Origin of the sequence: Exiguobacterium sp. s95 (genome assembly GCF_018618655.1) — a bacterium.
Lineage (GTDB): Bacteria > Bacillota > Bacilli > Exiguobacteriales > Exiguobacteriaceae > Exiguobacterium_A > Exiguobacterium_A oxidotolerans.
The window spans coordinates 102,975-124,018 of the sequence record NZ_JACSMM010000008.1; the positions used below are offsets into that span (position 1 = coordinate 102,975).

Below are 21,044 nucleotides of genomic sequence, written 5' to 3' on the forward strand. Positions count from 1 at the left end.
TCATTCCCTCCTTGTTCAAATATGTCTCTAGCATAAAACAAAAAAAGGAAATTCTCTTTTTTTTCAAAAAACTAGAATTTTCTACACGCCAGGTATGAAACTACGTATCATAGGGAATGAGTAGAACAGAAAGAACTGAGGGGGATTTATTCATGAAAATTGCAGTCATTGGTCTTGGGGATATTGCACAAAAAGCGTACTTACCGGTCTACGCGGAGCGGTCCGACTTAGACATTTATCTTGTCTCGGAAAATCAAGACAAGGCGAAGCAACTGTGTGATGCGTATCGTTTTGCCGGGACACTGACATCGATCGATCAGTTAACGGAAGCAGGCATTGGCGTGGCGATGATTCATTCGGCGACGAAAGTGCACGCGATGCAAGCGAAACAACTGCTCGAAGCAGGCATCCATGTCTACATCGATAAGCCCGTTTCGATGGAAATCGAGGAAATTCGTGAGCTGACACGATTAGCAGGGGAGAAAGGCTTACACTTCATCACAGGATTCAATCGACGTTTCGCGTCGGCACACCGGACGTTATTAGAAGTCGAACAACCGAATCTAATCGTCATGCAAAAAAATCGGATTTCGTTCATTGAAGATGCGAAATCATTCATTTTTGACGACTTTGTCCATGTCGTCGATACGTTACGTTTTTTGACAGGGTGCGGTAAAATCGAAAACTTGAGTGTCCGCGGGAAAAAGGTCGACGACTTACTGCATCACGTGACGATCCAGTTCGAAGCGAACGGGATCACGGCAATCGGAATCATGAACCGGAATAATGGTGTGACAGAAGAACGTGTCGAAGTCATGGGACCACATGAAAAACGGATTGCGACGGACGTGACGTCGGTCGATCAATTAACGAAAGCAGGCACGCTCCGTCGTCCGCTTGACAACTGGGAAGCGACACTCAAGCGGCGCGGATTCGTCGAGATGGTCGATGCATTTATTGCGAGCGTTAATGGTGAACCGTCATCGTCCGTTACAGCGGAAGACAGCTTGGCGACCCATGAATTGTGTGCGGAAGTCGTCGCCAAGTTATAAAAAATCACACGACATTTCTTGTTCGCGTTATATTGGCAGACGAATGGGACTATTCCAGCTATCGGAATAGTCCCATTTTGTCATCTGTCTGTTTACGCATCATCTTTTAGTTGCTTCAAGTAATAAATCCGTTTTCCGCCGGGGCCTTCATATGTGATTTTTAAGGTCGTGCGGATGAAGCGGTAAGAGATGACACCTTCTGATAAAGGGACGCGGGCCGTCAAATCTGGTTCAAAACGGATTTCATCTGTTCCTTGCCGGGGTGCTTCTTTCATGCCGAAGTCATCATAGAGGAAGGTCGCAATCAGGGAGTGTTCGTCATCGAATCGAATTTCGATGTCACCTTGTCCGTCAAATTTTTCTTCGGACACTCCTGTATCCAACAGACTGCGATCGACTCGGTAGGTCGCTTCGAGGCGCGACAGGTCCTGTAACAACGCATCGACACCGAGACGGATTGAGACGGCCCGTTCACGAACGGTATGGTCATCCGGAAGATTAAGCTGTTCAATTTTTTTTGAGATGGTTACGACATCCTGCAAACGATAGCTGGCTAATGCCTGTTCGAGCTGCACCATCAAACGGGCGGGCTCGTTCATCTCGTCTTGATCGGTCGATAAATCGACCGCTTTTGTATATTGATTGTTGTCCAGCTCATCTTGAATCTGTGTTGTTGGATCTGATGTACAGCCGATCAAAAAGAAGGGCACCAATAAGAGCAATCGTTTCATGTGTTGACCTCCTTTCGCGTGATGGTCGTGATTTGAAGGTGGTCGGTATGCAGACGAACCGTATAGTGAACGTCATACGTCACGAACTGATTTTCCGGAACGGTAGCGATCTTATACGTTTCTGTCGTCTCGACTTCGAATGTCGTCCCTTTTGAATGGAACTGATTGAAATCAATCGTATGCGGGAGTGGCGTGATTGGATGATCGCTTACGGCGACGATTGCGCGAAGGGCATCGAACTCTGACTGGAATGCCTCAAGCGTTGTGAACTGAATCGCAGCAAACGTTTCAAGCGAATCATTTGCTGCGGAGTACGTCACGAGCTCCGGGATTGTTTGTGTATATTGGCGAACGAATTTTAGGACTTCATATGAAGTCGGTGGATTCTCTTTTGAATACGTTTGATTATAAGCACTGTCCTCATCTGTCCATTCAGATAAGGCGATTGGTTGGACGTTCGACGGATTGTCGATCTTCGTTGCCGTCGTCGGACCGAACCAAGACCAGGCACCGAAAGAGATGACGAAAACCGTCATGACAGCAATCGTCCAAAGCAGAGGATGTCGTTTCTTTGATACGTGTGACGATGAAGTGGATGACATATGTAATCGTTTTTTTTCAGTCACAGGATGCTGGCAATGGGAGCAAGCTGTATCCTGTGATTTTAAAGGTGTTCCACAAAGCGAACAGCGTTCCATGCGACAGACCTCCTGTAAGAAAATAATTTCTTCAAACAAAAAAATATTATGAAAATTAAGTCCATAATAACATTAACTGGAAGCGGAATCAAAAAACGATGTCCGATTGAATCAAAAACGTCAGGAGGGATAACGGATGCATCATTTTATCATCGGCGATAGTTTCAAAGGCAGTTTGACATCGGAGGAAGTAGCGTTGGCCGTCCAAAACGGGATTTTACAAGGGGATCGAGAGGCGACGATTGACTGGAGCCCGGGAGCAGATGGAGGAGAAGGAACACTTGAGATGCTGTTTGCAAACGGCTTTGTTCAAGCAGAAGCAGAAACAATCGATTTAGCAGGTCGTCCGATTCGGGCACAATATACCAGGAAAAATGAACAAGCCATCATCGAGGTGGCGAGAGTTTGTGGTCTTGGACAGGTTAGAGCAACCGATTTGCCGATCACTCTTCATACGAGAGGCGTCGGGCGACTCGTGCTCAGGGGTAACAGAAATTTTTTTGACACTCGGTGGGACAGGGACGACGGATGGAGGGCTTGGATTTTTGTATGAACTCGGTGCAATGTTGCTTGACGGACGAAGTCAACCGATTACTTGGACGGACAACCCTTTATTCGAGACGGAACACATCATCTTGCCAAAGCTTGCCGTCAAACTTCACGTGTTGGCAGATGTAACAGCTGCTTATGCCGGAAAGCACGGGGCAGCGAAAGTATTCGGACCACAAAAGGGATTGACGGCGCGAGAAATTGATGTGCTCGATGTTCATCTCGAACGAATCGGTAACATACTCAGTGTCAACGAAGTCGCAGGTGCTGGTGCTGCAGGCGGGTTAGGTGGAGCTGCTGCGGCATTAGGGGCGGATATCTTGTCTGGAGCACTCTTTTTGTTGAATCAGATTAAGTTTGATCAACGGCTCGAAGCGGCAGATTACGTCTGGACAGGGGAAGGGAAAGTAGATGCGCAAACGGCACTAGGGAAGTTACCCGCAATCGTCGCCGAGCGGGCGAATGAAGCTTTAGTACCATGCGTGATACTTGCTGGTCATGTCGAACGTCGATACGCGCCAGCTTTAATCTGTGAATCGATTCATGATGCTGACGAATGCATCACGTTAGACAGCGAATTATCCCGTTTGCGTCTCGCTCGTCGTGCTGAGCAAATCACGCGTCGATTAAATACGTGAATTCGAAATCTTAGCACGATTTTCAAAGAATAGGAATGAAGCCTGTCTAAGCTGGGTAAAAGACTATATATTACCATATCATTTGGAAGGCAGGTCACATTCATGATCAATCAATCGATTCAACTGTCATTTCGTCAAGTGCGGGCACTCGTCGAACATACACTATTATTATTTAAAGAGCTGGACCAGCAGTTGGCGAATCGAGGGTACGAACCGATTCTTCCTGATCTTGTACAGACCGAGCATGGCTTAAGCATCCATCAGACAAAAGATAGTGCCGAGTCACTTGTCCCACATTTTTTGACGCGGTCGTACATCCGACAAAATGACAAGCATGTCCAACATGCGCTCGTCGTGTCTGTCCAATATACGCACCCGCTCCATGAGCGATTTGACCCCGTCGTACTGGTCGGCGACGTCGCGTTCAAACAACCGAAGCAGGTCGTGAAGTTGTTGACGGACAAACCGTGGTTATTAAAGTATGCCGCGTTTGAGTCGACGATCGCCAGTTCATTTGAACCGACGGGCGAACGTTTCAGCACGCAGCCGATCGAAGAAATCGAACGACTTGACGTCTGGGGACATTCGTTTACAGAAATGCGTGATGTCGAGGACGTGACACGTCTCGCGGAAGAGATGATTAAAGGACACCTTGAACCGGGCACACCTTAAATAGAAAAGACCACTGGTCAGATTCGCTGAAGAATCCGGCCGGTGGTCTTTTCATGTTCAGACACGAACGAGTAAGCGTTCGATGGCTGCTGTCAAATCAGTTGGGTTCGTCTTCGGTGAGAAACGTGTCACTTCACCATCTCGCGTGACGAGGAACTTCGTGAAGTTCCATTCGACGTCGTCCGCACCGTCTGCGTTTGGTGCGGCTGCTTTTAGTTCGGCGAATAAGGGGTGGGTCTGCGCGCCGTTGACTTCGACTTTTGAGAAGACCGGGAACGTGACACCGTAGTTGATTTGGCAAAATTCTTGGATTTCTTCATCCGTGCCCGGATCCTGCCCGGCAAATTGATTACACGGGAAACCGAGAACGACGAGACCCTGATCGCGATACGTTTGATGCAATTGTTCGAGTCCTTCGAATTGTGGCGTCAAGCCGCATTTACTGGCGGTATTGACGATCAGCCAAGCTTGTCCTTTGTAGTCGTCTAACGTCGCTGTCGTACCGTCGACGCGTGTGAATGAGTGTTCGTGTAACAAAAAAATTCCCCCTTAACTTGTCTTACCTAACAGTGTACCAAATGAATGTCTGAAGCGCCGAAAACGTAAACTTTCAGATGACAGTTCCGTCACAAAGCGTCGTCAATCCCGTGTCACTGCCCCACAAGCGGCCTGATCTTTGTTAGAATGGTAAGCGAGTATGGAAGGAAAGGAGAGATGCCACATGAGAAAAATGTTGAAACAATCGCGTCATGTCATGATCGCGACGCTCTGTCTCGTACTGGTCGCAAGTTGTATTACGTTGTTGACCCTTGGATTCGAACGCGATATTGTGATTCTTGTTTCTGGAGTGGTTGCCCTGTGGGTAACGATGCTAGCTCCTTTGACGGTCCAAGCTAAAATGAATGAGCAATCATAATCATCGGTCAAAGAAAAAACGCTGTTTCCGCAATGACGGGAACAGCGTTTTTTTGTTGCGAAGCAAAGTCGTGCTTATCGTGCAAAAACTGGAATATCGAAGACGGCCGTATAACTGTCCATCTGTTGATAGAGGTTATAGAGTTGGTACGTCTGTTTAACGGCCCAGCCCATGTCTGTTGCATATTGATGGGAACCAGGGCGCGTCGGACTCCAGCGCATTTTGTAAAGCGTGTTTTGGTCGTAGGCATTATGGATGTACTTCGTGCTAATGAACTCTGCACCACCAATGATCGCTGCTTCCGGTGTGAACCAGCCTTGGCTGTACGCGTAAGCTGCGCCAGTATTGATCGCATCATAGTCATATGCACCGATTCCGTACATGTTGTAGACTTTACGTCCGTTCCATGTCACACCCATCGCGAGTGTCGACGTGCCGTTGCCTGTCTCAAGCATCGCATGCGAGATGAGGTATGCTTCATTGACTGCATATTTTGCACCTGCGTCGATGAAAGCTTGTCCGCAACTTCCTGTCGTACATTTTGCAAAGATGCCTTTTGAACCGATGACTTTATCGAGCGTCGCGGCAGAAGCACCCGTCGACTTCGATAAATCAAGGAATTGATAGAATGATTGTGAGTTACGGTCGACCTTCAATGGATCAGCGATATCACGGACGTCTGACTCGAGTGCATTTAACCACTGGATTGTCGAGTAGTTCGAAGATGAACTGTAGACGCGTGGATACGTCGTATAGAAACCGCTGACGTTTTGGTAGACCTTAATTAAATTGTTTGGTTTGAACTGACCATAGATGTGACTCGCTGTCGTCGCGCCTGAACGGATGTTGAGCGGTGTCGTCGCTGTGACGGTTGCAAGCGTTCCGTAAACGGGATCGAGTCCACCACCGAGTCGGACGTAACCAGCACTGACATACATGATCTTATTATTGTACAGATCTGTTTGTGGTGATGGATACAATTTCATTTGTGCACTGATGAAACTGTCGAACGTGTACGGTGTCGCAACTGAGTTGTAGACGTTCAATTTCGATGATGTCGTGACGAGTGTGCCATTATACGCATAGCCTGTTTTACCATCGTAGCTGACTTTATACCAGTTTCCGATTTGACCAGTGACGGTCAGGACGATGTTTGCAGGAATCGTCGTTAAGACGTTGTAAGAATCACCAACGTACGAGCGAAGTGACGTAGGCGCAGTTGCTCTTACATACAGCTTGTCTTTTGCCGTGTAGCTGATTGGTGACGTCGCTTGACCGAGTTTGACGTACCCTGTTTTCCCATCGACCGTGATTTTATGCCACTGGCTGTTCGTGAATGTCGTGACGAGTGTCGTCGTGTAGTAAACATTTCCGAAACCTAACGTCGTGACAGTTGTTGCCGTATCATCCGGAGATGATTTGACGGCAATGGCACTGTTCAGCAAGAAGCGTGAACCTGTGATTTTTTTCGTTTCGAGATGCTCTTTCAGTGTAGCGCTCGAAGCATAACCCGTTTTGCCATTGTAAGTTACTTTGACCCATTCACCAATCTGTCCGCTTAGCGTCACGACTGTGTCAGTCGGAATCGTCGTGAGTGTTGCGTATGATGATCCAGCGTACGAGCGAATTGGTGTTGCAGCTGTCGCTTCATACTGGTGTGAAGGTAAGCTGTTATATAAGATCGGTGTTCCTTGATTGATCTTGACATAACCTGTTTGTCCGTCGATTGACATACGGTGCCACTTCTCATCGCGTCCATTCGTGACGAGCTGCGTCGTATAGTAGACGTTTCCAGCCGATAGTGTCTTGATCGTATCAGCAGTCGAATGATGACTTGCTTTGATTTCGACGGATTTCGATAAGATGAAGCGTGAAGAAGACAAGGATTGCTTCGTAATTAATTCCGTCATTGTATCAGAGTCGGCATAACCCGTTTTTCCATCGAACGAGAGTTTGTACCACTCGTTGATTTTGCCTTTGATCGTTAAGATCGTTCCTGCCGGAATTGCTTTAATGACGTCGTAAGATCCGGCGTAAGAGCGGAGTGACGTCGTTGCAGTCGTCTTGACGTTCAAGTCTTCTGACGCATAAGAGACGGGCGTCCCTTGGTTGACAGGGATGTAACCTGTCTTACCGTCTTTTGTGACACGGTGCCATTTAGCTGAGCCGTTTGTGACGACTTCAGTCGTGTAATAAATGTCATCCTTGCTGAACGTCGCGACTGTCGTTGCTGACGATTTTGGTGAAGATTTGATGGCGACGTCAGTTGAAAGTTTGAAACGGACACCTGATATTTTTTCAGTCGTGACATGATCGGCAAACGTCGAAGCTGCTGCATAACCTGATTTGCCATCATACGTGATTTTGTACCAGCTGCCGATTTGACCTTTAATTGCGATGACCGTACCCGTCGGAATCGTTTTGACGGTCGCATATGAAGGACCGGCATAGGAACGAAGTGCCGTCGGAGCAGTCGTTTTTAAGGAGAGATCCGTCAGTGCTTTATAAGCAATCGACGTTCCTTGATTGATTTTGACATACCCAGTCTGACCATCTTTTGATACTTTGTGCCATTGTTCGCCAATCGCGTTCGTCACCAAGTATTTTGTATAGTAGACATCACCTGAGTGGAATGTCGCTTTTGTAGAACTCGTACTGGATGGGGTCGCTTTAATTTCAAGCGACTTCGTCATCATGAAACGAGAAGAAGCGATTTTAGCAGTCGACGTATACTCAGTGAGTGCCGTCGTTAATACATAGCCTGTTTTTCCGTTGTATGTAACACGGTGATAGAGACCTGATTTGACGGTCGATTTGACGAGAGTACCGCTTGGGATCGTCAAAAGCGATTTTTTACTTAAGTCCGTCGCATCATAAAGCGACGTCGTGAGCTTTAATTTGAACGTTGTTTCTTGGATTGTCGTGACGTTTTGTTTAGAGGCGCCAAGGAATGCCTCTTTGTACATATAACCGGATTTTCCGGCATAGGATACTTTGAACCAATCCCCAATGCGACCTGTCGTCTTTAAGGACGTCCCGCTCGGAACGACGAGTTCACGCGGGAAGCCTGTTCCTGCGTATTGACGAAGGCTGTACGCATCGGTCGTCTCATACGTCGTATCCGTCAAACGTTGATAGCTGATCGGATTTGCGTTGAGCGCTTGAATGTAGCTTGTTTTTCCGTCGTACATGACGCGATACCACACTTCACCGTAAGGATTGATGACCTTTTGAGAAGTGTAGTAGACATCGTTTGCATCGAGTGTCGCGATTGTTTTCGCGGTCGTCATCGCAGATTGATGGAGCGTCATCGGTTTTGAAATGGCGAAGCGTTGCCCACTGATCGATTGTTTTTGATAGTAGGGTGTTAAATATTTTGACGCGACGTATCCCGTTTTTCCGCCGTACGTTACTCTTCTGAAATAGCCAGAAGTAGATTCATACGTGGATGAAACGATTGTTCCGGTCTTGATCGTCAACAAGCGTTTCCGGGAAGATGTCGTCCGGTCATACAGATAACTATCTGTAGACAGGCGATAAGTCGTCGCTTTCGTCGTGGCGGCCTCAGGTGCTTTAGTATACGTAAACAATACGCCGAGGACCATGATGAAGCTGACGAGCATCTTCAAGGTTTTCGTGAATAGTGTCGTGTTCAAAGAGCATTTCCTCCTAGTTAGAATTCGTCCGGGGACGTTTCAGGCTCTAGGGTGTCGATTCTAAGGTGTAAGATAAGTGTTCCTATCTCTACTATCGACAATAAAACATTTATCTAAAGTAAAATTAGAATTTTTTTGAAAATAGGGGTTTAGATTTTTGAAAAACCCTTCTGTTTGTAGAAAACAGAAGGGAATGATTGTTAGAGATCCAGTTGAGCGAGGAGTTCGTCGAGGTTTGTCGTCGGTTGATCGCACGTAAAGTCGTGGCACAGATAGGCTGTCGGCTGACCCGCGATCAACTGGTAGTCTTCGATAAATGGAGCGATTTCGAGTAGTTCTGCTTTTCGGCCGACGAGAAGGGATAACTCCGGGTGACGGCGTTTGAAGAGGCGCCGGAGATGCGGTTCGACCTTCGTCATGTCGTCTGCTAACACAATCAATTCTTGAGGCTTCATCATGATACGGCAATAAGCGCTCATTAATGAAGCATAACCGGTCGGTTGTTGCTTGATATCTTCCGCGACCGATTGAAGGATACGGTGCGCCGTCTCGAGGTAACGCGAGTCTCCCGTCAATTGGGAGAGGCGGAATAAGTTCAAGGTCGCTGTGCTATTACCAGCCGGTGTCACACCGTCATAGACTTCCTTCGGTCGAATCAACAGGCGTTCTGCTTCTGACGCCGTGAAGAAAAAACTACCGGACGGATCGCCGAACGCTGAAAGCATGACATCCGTCAGGCGACGAGCCTGTTTAAGGTACGGTACTTCTTGTGTCGTAAGATGTAACTCGAGATAAGCTTCCGCGAGAAAACTGTAGTCGTCGAGAAATCCTCTGCCTTGAGCGTGTCCTTCTCGATAGCTGACGCGTAAGTGGCTACCATCGAATAAGTGGTGCTCGATGAAGGTGAGCGCGCGTTTGGCAACGGTCGTATAATGCGGGTTTCCTAAAATCCGTCCTGCTTTTGCAAAAGCGGAAATCATTAACGCGTTCCATGACGTCAAAATCTTATCATCCCGAAATGGTCGAGTTCGATGCGCACGGTGTGAAAAGAGTTGTTGCCGTTCGTGTTCAAGTTGGCGCACGACATCTGCGACGGGGCGTGCTACTTCAGCAGCGAATGCGTGGAGATTTTGATTTGAACGGTGAAACACATTCCGTCCTTCGAAGTTCCCGTTTGGTGTTGCACCGTAATACCGCGGGAAGAAGGCTTCTTCACCTAGCAGTTGTATCAGCTCATCATAGGAGAAACTATAAAATAGTCCTTCGTGACCGTCACTATCCGCATCTTCTGCCGAGTAGAAAGCACCTTCGTTCGATAACAGGTCACGTTCGACATACGTGAAGATTTCTTCCGCGTACTGTTTGAAGCGGTCATTCCCGGAAGCTTGATACGTCTCGAGGCAAAGGGTCGCGAACAAGGCATTATCGTAGAGCATCTTTTCAAAATGGGGAATCACCCAAGCGGCATCCACGGTATAACGATAGAGGCCGAAGCCGACTTGATCGGTGATGCCGCCGTCACGCATCGCAGTCAGCGTCCGCATGACCATCTGGAGTGCCGTCTCGTCTTCCGCGTACTGGTAATAATCGAGCAGGAACGTCAACAGGGACGGAGACGGGAATTTCGGTGCACCGCCAAATCCGCCATGCGTGACATCGAATTGGCGCATCGCTTGGTCGAATGTTGTGTGTAACAGCTCCTCATCCAGCGTGCCGTGCTGCTTGACCGTGCTGACATCGAGCAACGCCTGTTCGATTTGTGTACCGACCCGTTTAATTTTTTGCGGATCCGTTTGATAGTGTTCGCTCAGCTGAAGCAGGACTTGTCGGAAACTCGGGCGGTTGAACTGGGGTGTCTTCGGAAAATACGTCCCGATATAAAACGGAACTTGTTCCGGCGACATGAAGACGCTGAGCGGCCATCCTCCTTGACCGGTCATGATTTGGGCTGCCGTCATGTAGATTTGGTCGATATCCGGTCGTTCCTCCCGATCGACTTTAATCGAGATGAAACGTTCGTTCAGCATCGTTGCCGTTTCGTCATCCTCGAAACTTTCATGGGCAAGGACGTGGCACCAGTGACAGGTCGAATAACCAATCGATAAAAAAATCGGTTTATTTGCTGTCCGGGCGGCAGTGAAGGCTTCTTCTCCCCACGGATACCAATCAACCGGATTGGAAGCATGTTGTTGCAGGTAAGGGCTTGTTTCGTGAATCAACCGGTTTGTCGGCATAATGTGTACCTCGTTTCTTCTATAGTATTTGTATCTTTACGATAGCGATTTCTAAGGTCTGTATCAACTTGATTTAGTCAAAGAAATCTAGAGATAAAAAAAGATTGACTTTGTAAAATATTTTGTGTTATATTAAGAAATGTCATGAATCGGGGATGATCACTCATGTGAGAATCTTTAACCCACAATACACAATTTAATAATCAGGTCAGGATTTTTAGACCTTAACTGACAATCGAGTCAGACATAAGTCATCGCTTTTATTTTGTCCTTCTTCTTTAGGGAAGAAGTTGACCCAGCAAGATAAACCTTCCATTCGATACTTTTCAGCTCATCCGAGCGAAACTCTAAAAATCCCAGTAAATGCGTAACCTAATACGCAACTTGATTCTTGCTAAAACGCTTGATTCAGCTGGCGCGGCCAAGGAGCCGTAACAACGAAAGAGAGGTAGGGCTTTCGTCGTTTCAGGTGTTTTGATCACCTGTGTCCTCGATTCCACTGACAACTAATGTAAAAGAAACCAACACGCTGAGAAGGCGTTTTTTTTATGCCCTTTTTTAACTTGCTAACGGTGGGAAGACATCCATTGATGAGAGTGACTCCAAAAGATAATTATAATAAAAGCGAACGATAAAAATTTGTAAGCGATACCATTATTATCATTTACGAAGGATAACATGTTTTTTTACGAAAAATATACACTTTTCCAAATTATTTCTGATATTATAAAGAAGTGTCAGAAAATTAAATAGGGGGTCAACATCATGAAATACGGAAGTACGTTTGGTAAGTGGGCATTGGTCGGAGCATTAACAGCAGGTATTCTTCCGCAGGCAGGCATCATCGTAGGGGCAGAGGGCGAAGGCGTCATCCTGTCAGAGTACATAGAAGGATCGAGCAATAACAAAGCGATCGAGATTTACAATGGTTCGGGACAAATCATCAATCTCGCTGACTACACACTCGTACAGTATACGAATGGTGGACCGTCTGAATCAAAAATCACGCTTTCCGGAACGATTGACCCGGGGAAAACATTCGTCATTGCAAACTCAAGTGCAAATGCTGACATTAAAGCAAAAGCACAACAAACGACAGGATCACTGAACTTCAACGGTAACGATCCCGTTGCCCTGAAAAAAGGAGATGTCGTCCTCGACATCATCGGACCGATCGGATCAAGTGCGGATTTCGCGAAAGATACGACGCTCGTCCGTAACACAAACGTGACGACCGGTTCAAAAACATATGAACCGTCACAATGGACAAGCTTCCCGGTCGATACATTAACAGATTTAGGATCACATAAAGCAGTAGCAGGCGATATTCTCGTTGCACCAACGGCTGACCCAGTCGGCGAAGTTGAGCGTGGTGATAAAGTAACGCTTACAGGGGAAGGGACGATTCACTATACAGTCGATGGATCAACACCGACAGTTGAAAGTCCGGTTTACTCAGAGCCGATCATAATTAATGAGGAAATGACGATTCAAGCAGTCGTCGTCAAGAATGATAAAACGTCAGCCGTTTCGACGTTCAAATATTACATCGCACCACCCCTCACGAAAATCAGCAGTATCCAAGGAATTGCACATTTGTCTCCATACGCCGATCAACTCGTTCGGACGACAGGTGTCGTCACGTATATCGTGGATGCAAACAACTTCTACATGCAGGATCCGAATCCGGATAATAACAGTAAGACATCTGAAGGTATCTTAGTGTATTCGAAAAACCACGGAGCGGCAGTCGGACAAAAGGTCGCGACAACTGGATATGTGAAAGAATGGCTATTAGGTGGATATAGTGATAAAGCGGAGACAGACTTGCCTGTAACAGAGCTCAGTGCTGTCAACCTCGTTAAAGGAGCACTTAACGAAGGATTACCTGCAAGCATCGTCCTCGGTGGGGACGGCGTCTTGATTCCGACGGATGTCGTCGATAACGATGCGTTCGCGAACTTTGATCCGGAAGAAGATGCAATCGACCTGTATGAAAGTGTCGAAGGGATGCGTGTTGCACTTCCGAATGCCATCGTTACAGGTCCACAAGCAAACCGGACGATTCCGGTCCGGACGCAAACAGCAGACAAAGTCTACACGAAACGTGGTACACCAATCTTGACGGCAGACAACGTCAACCCGGAACGTCTCTTCGTCGAGATGGGCAGTTCGTCATACCGTGCGAAATCAGGTGACCGTTTTGAAGGAACGATTGAAGGCGTCATGAGCTACAACTACTCTGCTTATAAAGTCTTGTCAAAAGCAGCTGATCTTCCGAAACTCGTCACGAGTGAAATTGATCGTCAACCGACGAACATCGAAACAGGAGAGTCACGTTTGACGGTCGCATCGTATAACGTCGAAAACTTTGCTTCGACAGCAGACGCCGGGAAAGTTGATCGTGTCTCGGAAGGGATTGCGACGTTCCTCAAAACACCGGACATCGTCGGTTTGACAGAAATGCAAGATAACGATGGTGCAGTTGATAGTGGAACCGTCGATGCATCCAAATCATTTGAAACATTGATTGCAGCAATTGAAGCGAAAACTGGCGTTAAGTATGCGTATACAGACATCGCACCAGAAGATAAAAAAGATGGCGGACAGCCAGGCGGAAACATCCGTGTCGGCTTCTTGTATAACCCGGAGCGCGTCTCACTTGCACCAGGTAAAAAAGGAACGGCAACAGAAGCGGTTTCGGTCGAAAACGGCAAGTTGACGAGTAACCCGGGACGGATTCAACCGCTCGACCCGAACTTCGCAAGTTCACGGAAGCCACTCGTCGGGGAATTCCTCTTCAAAGGGGAGTCGTACCATGTCATCGTCAACCACTTTAACTCTAAAGGTGGCGACGGAGCAGACTTCGGTAAAAATCAACCGGTCGTACGTAAGAGCGAAGTACAGCGTCATGCGATTGCGACAATCGTCCAAGATTTCGTCAATGAACTCGAAACAGAAGTCAAAGACTCGAATGTCGTTGTTCTTGGTGACTTGAATGACTTCCAGTTCTCGAAAACACTCGACATCCTCAAAGGAAAGAACTTGTGGAACACGGTCGATGATCTTCCGAAATCAGAACGTTACTCGTATGTCTATAATGGTAACGCACAAGTACTCGATCACATCCTAATCTCGAAAAACTTAAAATCGTATACGTCTTCTGACATCGTCAACATCAACTCGGATTACATGGAAGCAGACGGAAGCGCGAGCGACCACGATCCGGCAATCATTTCGATTCAGGGGATGGAAAGCGCAAAAGCAGTTAATGGTAAAGCAGAAATCGGGAAATGGCGTGCTGTTCAAAAAGGAAAACATATCTTCATCGAGCGTAAACTTGCAGGAAACTGGGATAAAGCAAGTGAGACACACGCTGATCAGCAAGGTGAACTTCTTGAGCTACGTGTTTCTAAAGACCGTCCTTACATCAAGGTGAAAACGAAAAAAGGAAATACGGTTTGGTTAGAATTATCGAATGGGTATAAATTGAAAGAAACAGATAAGTATTAAGTAAAGAGGCTTAAAAGCGGACTTAGCGGTCCGCTTTTTTGTGTGTTCGGATAAAAAGAGATAGGAAGGAAAGGCTACTGATTGAAAAGGTGAGGAGCAGGGCAGTTTCAAGAGGAAGGATCCGAAACATGTACATGAAGTGGATGATGATTAAGGTAATAATCGTGGCGAGACCGACGATAAAGTTCTTCCGTAATAAGTTTCCGACACCGGGAACGAGCAGTTCGAATCCGAAACGTTGGCTATAGTGAACTTCGTCATGTGCGTTCGCGAGACTAAAGGAGACCGTCAACACAACGAGAATCATCCAACCTGAAAACAAGTACTGCTGAATCGCGAGAAACGTAATCGATTCATAGATAAAGTAGAGAAGAATCATGGCATACTCCTTTTGATGGATATTATATGGACAAACACGTATTTTTTTTCCTTACGATTCCTAATATTAGCTAGGTGATGAAAGAACGGCAATAAGATTTGCAAAGAATGAAAATAAAAGAATGTTCACACATTTCAACAAGAGGGGAAAATAGTTCATTTTCTGTACGATAATGAAATGAGAATGGCTTCGGACTAAGTTGTCAGACCTTTAAAGGCGATGTTACTAAAATGTGTCTGTGTTGTGAACAAGTCGAATGAATCATGTGATTTTCTTAGAATGGATACTCTGACTGTTCGAACGGTTCAATTTCTTTTAAAATAAGGGTAATGCAAGAAAGAAGGAGGCGGACCAGCAGGATGAAAAAAGTATTAGTCCTCGGGGTAATAGCATTTGCTTTCTTTGGTTGCGAAAGCGTTCCAATCGAACAAGCGGAGGCGGAGTACCCGAAAAGTGGGGGAAAGCTGATTGATGCATATACAAGTGAGTACCCGGGATACAAGTGGGAAGTCAGACGGACAGCGACAGAGGAGTTTGTCGCACTGACGAAAGACGGGAAAGATTACGGGAAGTATCGTTTCCGGGACGGCGTGACGACGCAAGGCGCGACGTTAAATAAAGATACGGAAGCGACGCTTGCGAAAAAAGGCTGGAAGGTCGTCAAGTCCTATCGAAAGGGAAATACGAACTACATGCTGAACCTTGATCACGCAGCCGTCTATGAAAAGAACGATAACTACGTGACGTATTTCTTTGATCAATATGATAAAAATCGCGTCAAAGCAACACTGGCGATTCCGAAGGACGTCGAAGCGAAAAAAGAAGGGTTCTATGGTGCTGCTTCAAAAGCATTACGGACGACGGATGAGAAATTGATGTTACGCCTGATGAACTGGGAACGTGCCGAATACAAGAAACCTGCATTGTCGCCGTATACAGCATTAAAACCGGTCACGCGCGGACACAGTGAAAACATGGCGGAGAATAACTTTTTCTCGCATACGGATCCTGAAGGCCGTGACCCGTTCGCCCGGATGAAGGCAGAAGGCATTCGCTTCTCGATGGCGGGTGAAAACTTATCGATGGGGTATCCAAATGTCTTCGCTGCTCACTGGGGATTGATGAACTCAAAAGGGCATCGTGAGAACATCATGCAAAGCGGCTTCAAACAAGCGGATGTTGGAGTGGCGTTTAGAAAAGATGCACCGTACTTTACGATTAACTTTAGAACACCGTGAAAATAGCACGAACTAAAGTAAAGCCTAGGTTCTCGTCAATGGGAACCTAGGCTTTTTGGTTTGTCTTGAGTCCCGGGAAACGTGATATCTTACGAATCAAAAAACGTAGGTGGTTGATATAAGTGGTACGAAAGATTCTTACTTCCCGTGCTTTCCTCGGGCGAGGCGCAAGCCGTTGCCTCTTTCCCTTACAGGTCAAGATGCAGGGTCTCGCCTGCCTCTGACAGCGCAAGCGAGCCTTGCGCTTTTTCCCGTAGGAGTCACGATGAAGTGAATCTTTTTTAGCTTTTCTATATAGAAGGAGATACTAGAAATCCTGTGATGCGTCGCGTTTCCTGACACGAATCGCTTTCGAGCGAAAGAGCAAGCAAGCGCAACCCTGCAGTGAAACGAAGCGGCGCGAAGGCTTGCCGCTCGGAGACGATTTGGGAAGGATGGGCGACGCATTCTACGAATCAGAAAATATGTGGTGTCAGTCGGTGGAAATGAATGTTAAGAGGCGAAAAGATTCCTGCTTCTCGTGCTTTCCTCGGGCGAGGCGCAAGCAAGCCTTGCGCTTTTTCCCGTAGGAGTCACGTGGAAGCAAATCTTTTTAGGCTTTCTAATGGAAGAAGACCTGAGAAAGGCTGCGATTCGGGAAGAGGGGAGCGACGAGTAACAGAGATACTATCGAAAAAACGGACGGCCCACCCCTGTTATTGAAAGGAGGTGGAGCCGTCCGGTTTTTTATGGCGTTTACCCTTTTAAGAAGTGGCAAGACGAAGGTGTTTGCGTAAAAGTCAGACAGACACTCCTGCTCAATTCGCCCAGTCTGGTTTGCTGAATCCTTTGAATGATTTTTCGATCACTTCATTAAAATCATCCGATTTGACGACAGCGGTTAAGTCTTTGGCCAGTTGTTTGTCTTCGTCACTTGTCTTAACAGCGACTAAGTTGCGGTACTGCTCGTTCATCGTCTCGAGTGCGAGTGCATCGAGTAAGTCGAACTTCGCAGCAAGTGCGAAATTTCCGGGAACAGCTGAAATATCAACACTTTCGACAGCGCGTGGGAGCTGAGCGGCTTCAAGCGGTTTGATGACGAGTTTCTTTGGATTTTTGATGATGTCCTTTTCTGAGACGGTCAATGGATCGGTATCTGCTTTTAGTTCAATCCAACCTTGATCCGCTAACAGGTTCAAAGCACGTGCCTGGTTCGTCGGATCGTTCGGTGTCGCGACTTCAGCACCTTCTTTGACATCGTCCAACGTTTTATAGGACTTGCTGTATAATCCCATCGGTGCGGTTGGGACAGTGATCAACCCTGTGAGATCGAGATTTTTTTCTTTCGCAAACGTTTTTAAATAAATCGAGTGCTGGAACAGGTTGGCATCGATATCACCGCTCCCGAGGGCAAGGTTCGGTTGAATGTAATCACTGAATTCGACGATTTCGACTTTGTAGCCTTTCTTTTCGAGTCCCGGTTGAATCGCTTCTTTGACCATATCGCTATACGGACCACTCGTCGCCCCGATTTTGATGGACTTCGTTTCTTCATTTGCACTGCTGTCACCGCATCCGGCTAAGATGCTTGCTCCTAATAATCCTGTTGCTAAAAAGGCATAGCGTTTTTTCATCGTAATCTCTCCCTTGCGTTCTCTATTTGTAAGTTATCGTTTATCGGCGACACGTGCGAACCGGTTGCCGAGTGCCTGAATGACTTGAATGATGACGACAAGCACGACGATCGTCATGATCATGACGACGTTATCGTACCGGTAATAACCGAACCGGATCGCGAGGTCACCAATTCCGCCGCCACCGACAATCCCTGCCATCGCTGAGAATCCGATCAGACTGATCAAGGTCAACGTCAAGCCTTGAATGATTCCGGGCAATGCTTCCGGAAGGAGAACACTGATAATGATGCGAAGCGGTTTCGCCCCGCACGCTTCTGCTGCTTCAATCAAGCCGGGTGGAATCTCACGGAGTGAGGTTTCGACGAGTCGGGCGAGAAACGGAATCGCGGCGACGCTCAAGCTGACCGAGGCGGCAGCGGGACCGATCGTCGTCTTCGTGATGAGTTGCGTCAATGGAATCAAAGCAACGAGTAGGATGATGAATGGTAACGAGCGGACGATGTTGATGGCGAAGTCCAACGTCGTTCGAATGAAAACGTTTTGGAAAAAGAGTCCGCGGTCGGTGATGAATAATAAAATCCCGAGTGGAATTCCGATGATGATGGCGAAGGCGAGTGAAATGCCGACCATGAAGGCCGTCTCTCCGAGTGCTTTCGTTAAGTCGGGAAGCATTGTCGTAAACCGGTCAAGCGACATCTTGAATCACCTCGATTGCGTGCAACTGTCCCTCGAGCCAGGTTAAGGCACGATTCACGTGCAGTGTCGGTCCCGTCAAACTGACGATTAAGACGCCAAACGCGACGTCCTGAATGTAGTCGACCTTCCCATGCAGGATGCTGACTGCGATATCGAATTGTTTGATGGCTTCAGATAAGGTACTCTCACCTGTTTTTTCACCCGTGAACTGAAGTCGAATGACTTTGCCGGGTGTCGTCCGTAAAATCCGTTCCGGCAACTCGATTTGGAGTGCCGTATCGACGTAATGTTTTGTGACCGGATGTTCGGCTTGACTAAATATGGCGTAAGTCGAAGCGACTTCGACGACTTCACCGTGCGCCATGACGGCGACGCGGTGACAAATTTGTTTGACGACGTCGATTTCGTGGGTGATGAGGATGATCGTCAAACCGAGCCGGGCGTTCAAATCTTTCAGTAAATCGAGAATCTGGAGCGTCGTCACGGGATCGAGCGCTGATGTCGCTTCGTCACAGAGTAAGACGTTTGGATTGTTGGCGAGCGCTCGTGCGATGCCGACGCGTTGTTTTTGTCCACCACTGAGTTGGCTCGGGTAGTTCGTCTCGAATCCTTCGAGTCCGACGAGTGCCGTTAATTCTTGAATCCGTTTCGGGAACTCACGCCGTTTGACACCGGCAGCCTTTAAGGCGAACGCGATATTGTCGGCAACGGTGCGGGACTGAATCAGTTGAAAGTGTTGAAAGATCATACCGACCCGGAGACGGAGTTTGCGGAGAGACGTTTTGGAGACACGTGATAGATTGGCTCCGTCTACTATGACCGTACCGCTCGTCGGTGTCTCGAGTCCGTTAATCAACCGTAAGAGTGTACTTTTTCCGGCGCCGGATTCACCGATGATGCCGAAAATTTCCCCTTGTTCAATCGTTAAGTTGACATCGTTTAATGCAAAAATCGGTGTACGGTCACGGACAAATTGTTTTGTGATGTGTGCGAACTCAATCATGATGTTTCCCTCCCTATACAAAAAAATCGCTTTTTTCCAGTTAGAGAGCAACCAGAAAAAAGCGACGAATTGTAGAATTTCGTAACTTATCTCTCAGAACAAAAGAAGTTCTGTAGGATGTGGCACCGTTCCATTACTGGTGGTTGCCGGACGTCGTTGGGCCTAATCCCTCGGTCGCTCTCGATAAGTAGCTATGCTGTTGGGATTTACTTTAACGGAAATGATTCCCATCTGTCAAACGTTTTTTCAGAATTATTCGGCAACGGCGGTTTGGAAGAGCTGAAGGGTCCCGATTCGTTTGACAGCCTCGACGAGTCGGTCGACATCGGCAATCAGACTGATCCGGACGTAACCTTCACCGTATGTACCAAAGAAATGACCCGGTGTCACGGCGACGTGCGCTTCGTCGAGCAGGTGATCGGTGAAGCTTTGTGACGTGAAGCCGGACGGAACAGGGAGCCAGACGAAGAACGAACCACCCGGAACCGGTCCTGCCCAGCCGATTTCGTTTAATGCACCGAACAACGCATCGCGTCGCGTCTCATACAAGGCGCTCAGTTCACGGACACATGTCTGGTCGCTTGAAAGTGCGACCGTCGCTGCATGCTGGATCGGTGTGAAGGCACTGACGTAAAGGTGTTCCTGGTATGTTTCGATGCTCGCGATGACGGACGGATTACCGATTGCAAAGGCAATCCGGAAGCCGGACATGTTGAACCGTTTAGAGAGTGAAAACAACTCAATCCCGACATGCTTAGCGCCTTCCGTCTGGAGGAAACTCCGCGTCGGACCATCGAAACTGATCCCGCCGTACGCTAAGTCATGGACGACGCAAATGTCATGTGCATCAGCGAACGCGACCGTCTGTTCAAAAGCCGCTGCCGTCGCTGTCGCACCGGTCGGATTACTCGGATAGTTGAGGAACAACATCCGGGCTCGTTCGACGTCAAGCGAATCGAGGAGATCATAGTCAGGCAAAAAGCTATTTTCAGCGAGAAGCGGAAGCGTGATCGGATACGCACCGGCAAGTGCTGCGCCCGATAAGTAATCCGGGTAACCTGGATCCGGGACGATGACCCCTTCACCGGGATTGACGATCGTCTGCGGAAGGGCGACGATGCCGGCCTTGCTTCCGAGTAAAATCGCGACTTCTGTCGCCGGATCAACCGACACGCCAAATTCTGATTCATAAAAATTAGCGACGGCCTGTTTTAAGAAATCATGTCCGCGAAACGGCGGGTATTGGAGATTGCTTGCATCATCGATGGCTTGTTTTAAAGCATCGAGAATATGTACGGGTGTCGTTTGGTCCGGTGTTCCTTGACCAAGCGTGATGACGTCGTGTCCTGCGGCTTTGACGGAACCGATCCGTTGGGCAAGTTCTGCGAAGACGGGATCGGGCAAGCGATCGATGGCGATCGATGGGGCGAAATGTTTCATCTCTGTTCCTCCT

Annotated in this window: 15 protein-coding genes, 1 pseudogene and 1 riboswitch; of the genes and pseudogenes, 6 read left to right on the forward strand and 10 right to left on the reverse strand. The window is 47.7% G+C overall.

Annotated features, from left to right (window positions below; all coding sequences use genetic code 11):
• Positions 1 to 152: 152 nt before the first annotated feature.
• Positions 153 to 1,052 (forward strand): Gfo/Idh/MocA family protein, encoded by a 900-nt coding sequence (locus tag KNP99_RS12455; RefSeq protein WP_214768933.1) that lies wholly within the window; start codon positions 153 to 155, stop codon positions 1,050 to 1,052.
• Between the two features lie 92 nt (positions 1,053 to 1,144).
• Here the strand turns inward: KNP99_RS12455 and KNP99_RS12460 are convergent, their stop codons facing one another.
• The gene (locus KNP99_RS12460; protein ID WP_088837872.1) at positions 1,145 to 1,783 is read right to left on the reverse strand and encodes a hypothetical protein; all 639 of its coding nucleotides are present in this window, start codon (positions 1,781 to 1,783) and stop codon (positions 1,145 to 1,147) included.
• Positions 1,780 to 2,481 carry a zinc ribbon domain-containing protein gene (locus KNP99_RS12465; RefSeq protein ID WP_088837871.1) on the reverse strand — a complete coding sequence of 234 codons (702 nt, stop codon included), beginning with the start codon at positions 2,479 to 2,481 and terminating at the stop codon, positions 1,780 to 1,782. The genes KNP99_RS12460 and KNP99_RS12465 overlap by 4 nt, the downstream gene beginning before the upstream one ends.
• 136 nt (positions 2,482 to 2,617) lie before the next feature.
• On the opposite strand from KNP99_RS12465, the pseudogene KNP99_RS12470 reads away from it, so the two are divergent.
• Positions 2,618 to 3,668: pseudogene (locus KNP99_RS12470) on the forward strand (glycerate kinase).
• A 102-nt stretch (positions 3,669 to 3,770) separates the two neighbouring features.
• Positions 3,771 to 4,340, forward strand: a complete 570-nt coding sequence (locus tag KNP99_RS12475; RefSeq protein ID WP_088837869.1) for a hypothetical protein — start codon at positions 3,771 to 3,773, stop codon at positions 4,338 to 4,340.
• A gap of 57 nt (positions 4,341 to 4,397) precedes the next feature.
• Here the strand turns inward: KNP99_RS12475 and KNP99_RS12480 are convergent, their stop codons facing one another.
• Positions 4,398 to 4,877: a glutathione peroxidase gene (locus tag KNP99_RS12480; protein WP_214807144.1), complete on the reverse strand. Its 480-nt coding sequence runs from the start codon at positions 4,875 to 4,877 to the stop codon at positions 4,398 to 4,400.
• Positions 4,878 to 5,061: 184 nt separating this feature from the next.
• Between KNP99_RS12480 and KNP99_RS12485 the strand changes: the two genes are divergently transcribed.
• The gene (locus tag KNP99_RS12485) at positions 5,062 to 5,256 is read left to right on the forward strand and encodes a hypothetical protein (RefSeq protein WP_088837867.1); all 195 of its coding nucleotides are present in this window, start codon (positions 5,062 to 5,064) and stop codon (positions 5,254 to 5,256) included.
• 74 nt (positions 5,257 to 5,330) lie between these two features.
• On the opposite strand, the gene KNP99_RS12490 is transcribed toward KNP99_RS12485, so the two are convergent.
• On the reverse strand, positions 5,331 to 8,912 hold the full coding sequence (locus tag KNP99_RS12490) for an SH3 domain-containing protein (RefSeq protein ID WP_215193294.1): 3,582 nt from the start codon (positions 8,910 to 8,912) through the stop codon (positions 5,331 to 5,333).
• 200 nt (positions 8,913 to 9,112) lie between these two features.
• The gene (locus KNP99_RS12495) at positions 9,113 to 11,146 is read right to left on the reverse strand and encodes a thioredoxin domain-containing protein (RefSeq protein WP_214807146.1); all 2,034 of its coding nucleotides are present in this window, start codon (positions 11,144 to 11,146) and stop codon (positions 9,113 to 9,115) included.
• Between the two features lie 765 nt (positions 11,147 to 11,911).
• Between KNP99_RS12495 and KNP99_RS12500 the strand changes: the two genes are divergently transcribed.
• On the forward strand, positions 11,912 to 14,659 hold the full coding sequence (locus tag KNP99_RS12500; protein WP_214807147.1) for an FN3 associated domain-containing protein: 2,748 nt from the start codon (positions 11,912 to 11,914) through the stop codon (positions 14,657 to 14,659).
• A 22-nt stretch (positions 14,660 to 14,681) separates the two neighbouring features.
• Here the strand turns inward: KNP99_RS12500 and KNP99_RS12505 are convergent, their stop codons facing one another.
• Positions 14,682 to 15,038, reverse strand: coding sequence for a hypothetical protein (locus KNP99_RS12505; protein WP_214807149.1), 357 nt, complete (start codon positions 15,036 to 15,038; stop codon positions 14,682 to 14,684).
• Positions 15,039 to 15,397: 359 nt separating this feature from the next.
• On the opposite strand from KNP99_RS12505, the gene KNP99_RS12510 reads away from it, so the two are divergent.
• Positions 15,398 to 16,276 carry a CAP domain-containing protein gene (locus KNP99_RS12510; RefSeq protein ID WP_214767081.1) on the forward strand — a complete coding sequence of 293 codons (879 nt, stop codon included), beginning with the start codon at positions 15,398 to 15,400 and terminating at the stop codon, positions 16,274 to 16,276.
• Positions 16,277 to 17,073: 797 nt separating this feature from the next.
• Here the strand turns inward: KNP99_RS12510 and KNP99_RS12515 are convergent.
• The 4 genes from KNP99_RS12515 to KNP99_RS12530 form a co-directional block, all read right to left on the reverse strand.
• Positions 17,074 to 17,889, reverse strand: coding sequence for a MetQ/NlpA family ABC transporter substrate-binding protein (locus KNP99_RS12515; RefSeq protein ID WP_214768917.1), 816 nt, complete (start codon positions 17,887 to 17,889; stop codon positions 17,074 to 17,076).
• A gap of 33 nt (positions 17,890 to 17,922) precedes the next feature.
• Entirely contained in the window at positions 17,923 to 18,588 is a 666-nt protein-coding gene (locus tag KNP99_RS12520) for a methionine ABC transporter permease (RefSeq protein WP_214767083.1), read from the reverse strand.
• Complete coding sequence (locus KNP99_RS12525; RefSeq protein ID WP_214807150.1) at positions 18,578 to 19,591, reverse strand: methionine ABC transporter ATP-binding protein; 1,014 nt, start codon at positions 19,589 to 19,591, stop codon at positions 18,578 to 18,580. The genes KNP99_RS12520 and KNP99_RS12525 overlap by 11 nt, the downstream gene beginning before the upstream one ends.
• Before the next feature lie 83 nt (positions 19,592 to 19,674).
• Positions 19,675 to 19,781, reverse strand: a riboswitch (SAM riboswitch).
• Positions 19,782 to 19,843: 62 nt separating this feature from the next.
• Positions 19,844 to 21,031, reverse strand: coding sequence for an aminotransferase class I/II-fold pyridoxal phosphate-dependent enzyme (locus KNP99_RS12530; RefSeq protein ID WP_214807151.1), 1,188 nt, complete (start codon positions 21,029 to 21,031; stop codon positions 19,844 to 19,846).
• Positions 21,032 to 21,044: the final 13 nt, after the last annotated feature.

Excerpts from the sequence above, each read along its gene's own strand:
- KNP99_RS12530 (WP_214807151.1), bottom strand. The coding sequence starts at position 21,031 with ATGAAACATTTCGCCCCATCGATCGCCATCGATCGCTTGCCCGATCCC.
- KNP99_RS12485 (WP_088837867.1), top strand. The coding sequence starts at position 5,062 with ATGAGAAAAATGTTGAAACAATCGCGTCATGTCATGATCGCGACGCTC.
- KNP99_RS12500 (WP_214807147.1), top strand. The coding sequence starts at position 11,912 with ATGAAATACGGAAGTACGTTTGGTAAGTGGGCATTGGTCGGAGCATTA.
- KNP99_RS12515 (WP_214768917.1), bottom strand. The coding sequence starts at position 17,889 with ATGAAAAAACGCTATGCCTTTTTAGCAACAGGATTATTAGGAGCAAGC.
- KNP99_RS12455 (WP_214768933.1), top strand. The coding sequence starts at position 153 with ATGAAAATTGCAGTCATTGGTCTTGGGGATATTGCACAAAAAGCGTAC.
- KNP99_RS12505 (WP_214807149.1), bottom strand. The coding sequence starts at position 15,038 with ATGATTCTTCTCTACTTTATCTATGAATCGATTACGTTTCTCGCGATT.
- KNP99_RS12525 (WP_214807150.1), bottom strand. The coding sequence starts at position 19,591 with ATGATTGAGTTCGCACACATCACAAAACAATTTGTCCGTGACCGTACA.
- KNP99_RS12465 (WP_088837871.1), bottom strand. The coding sequence starts at position 2,481 with ATGGAACGCTGTTCGCTTTGTGGAACACCTTTAAAATCACAGGATACA.
- KNP99_RS12510 (WP_214767081.1), top strand. The coding sequence starts at position 15,398 with ATGAAAAAAGTATTAGTCCTCGGGGTAATAGCATTTGCTTTCTTTGGT.
- KNP99_RS12495 (WP_214807146.1), bottom strand. The coding sequence starts at position 11,146 with ATGCCGACAAACCGGTTGATTCACGAAACAAGCCCTTACCTGCAACAA.
- KNP99_RS12460 (WP_088837872.1), bottom strand. The coding sequence starts at position 1,783 with ATGAAACGATTGCTCTTATTGGTGCCCTTCTTTTTGATCGGCTGTACA.
- KNP99_RS12520 (WP_214767083.1), bottom strand. The coding sequence starts at position 18,588 with ATGTCGCTTGACCGGTTTACGACAATGCTTCCCGACTTAACGAAAGCA.
- KNP99_RS12475 (WP_088837869.1), top strand. The coding sequence starts at position 3,771 with ATGATCAATCAATCGATTCAACTGTCATTTCGTCAAGTGCGGGCACTC.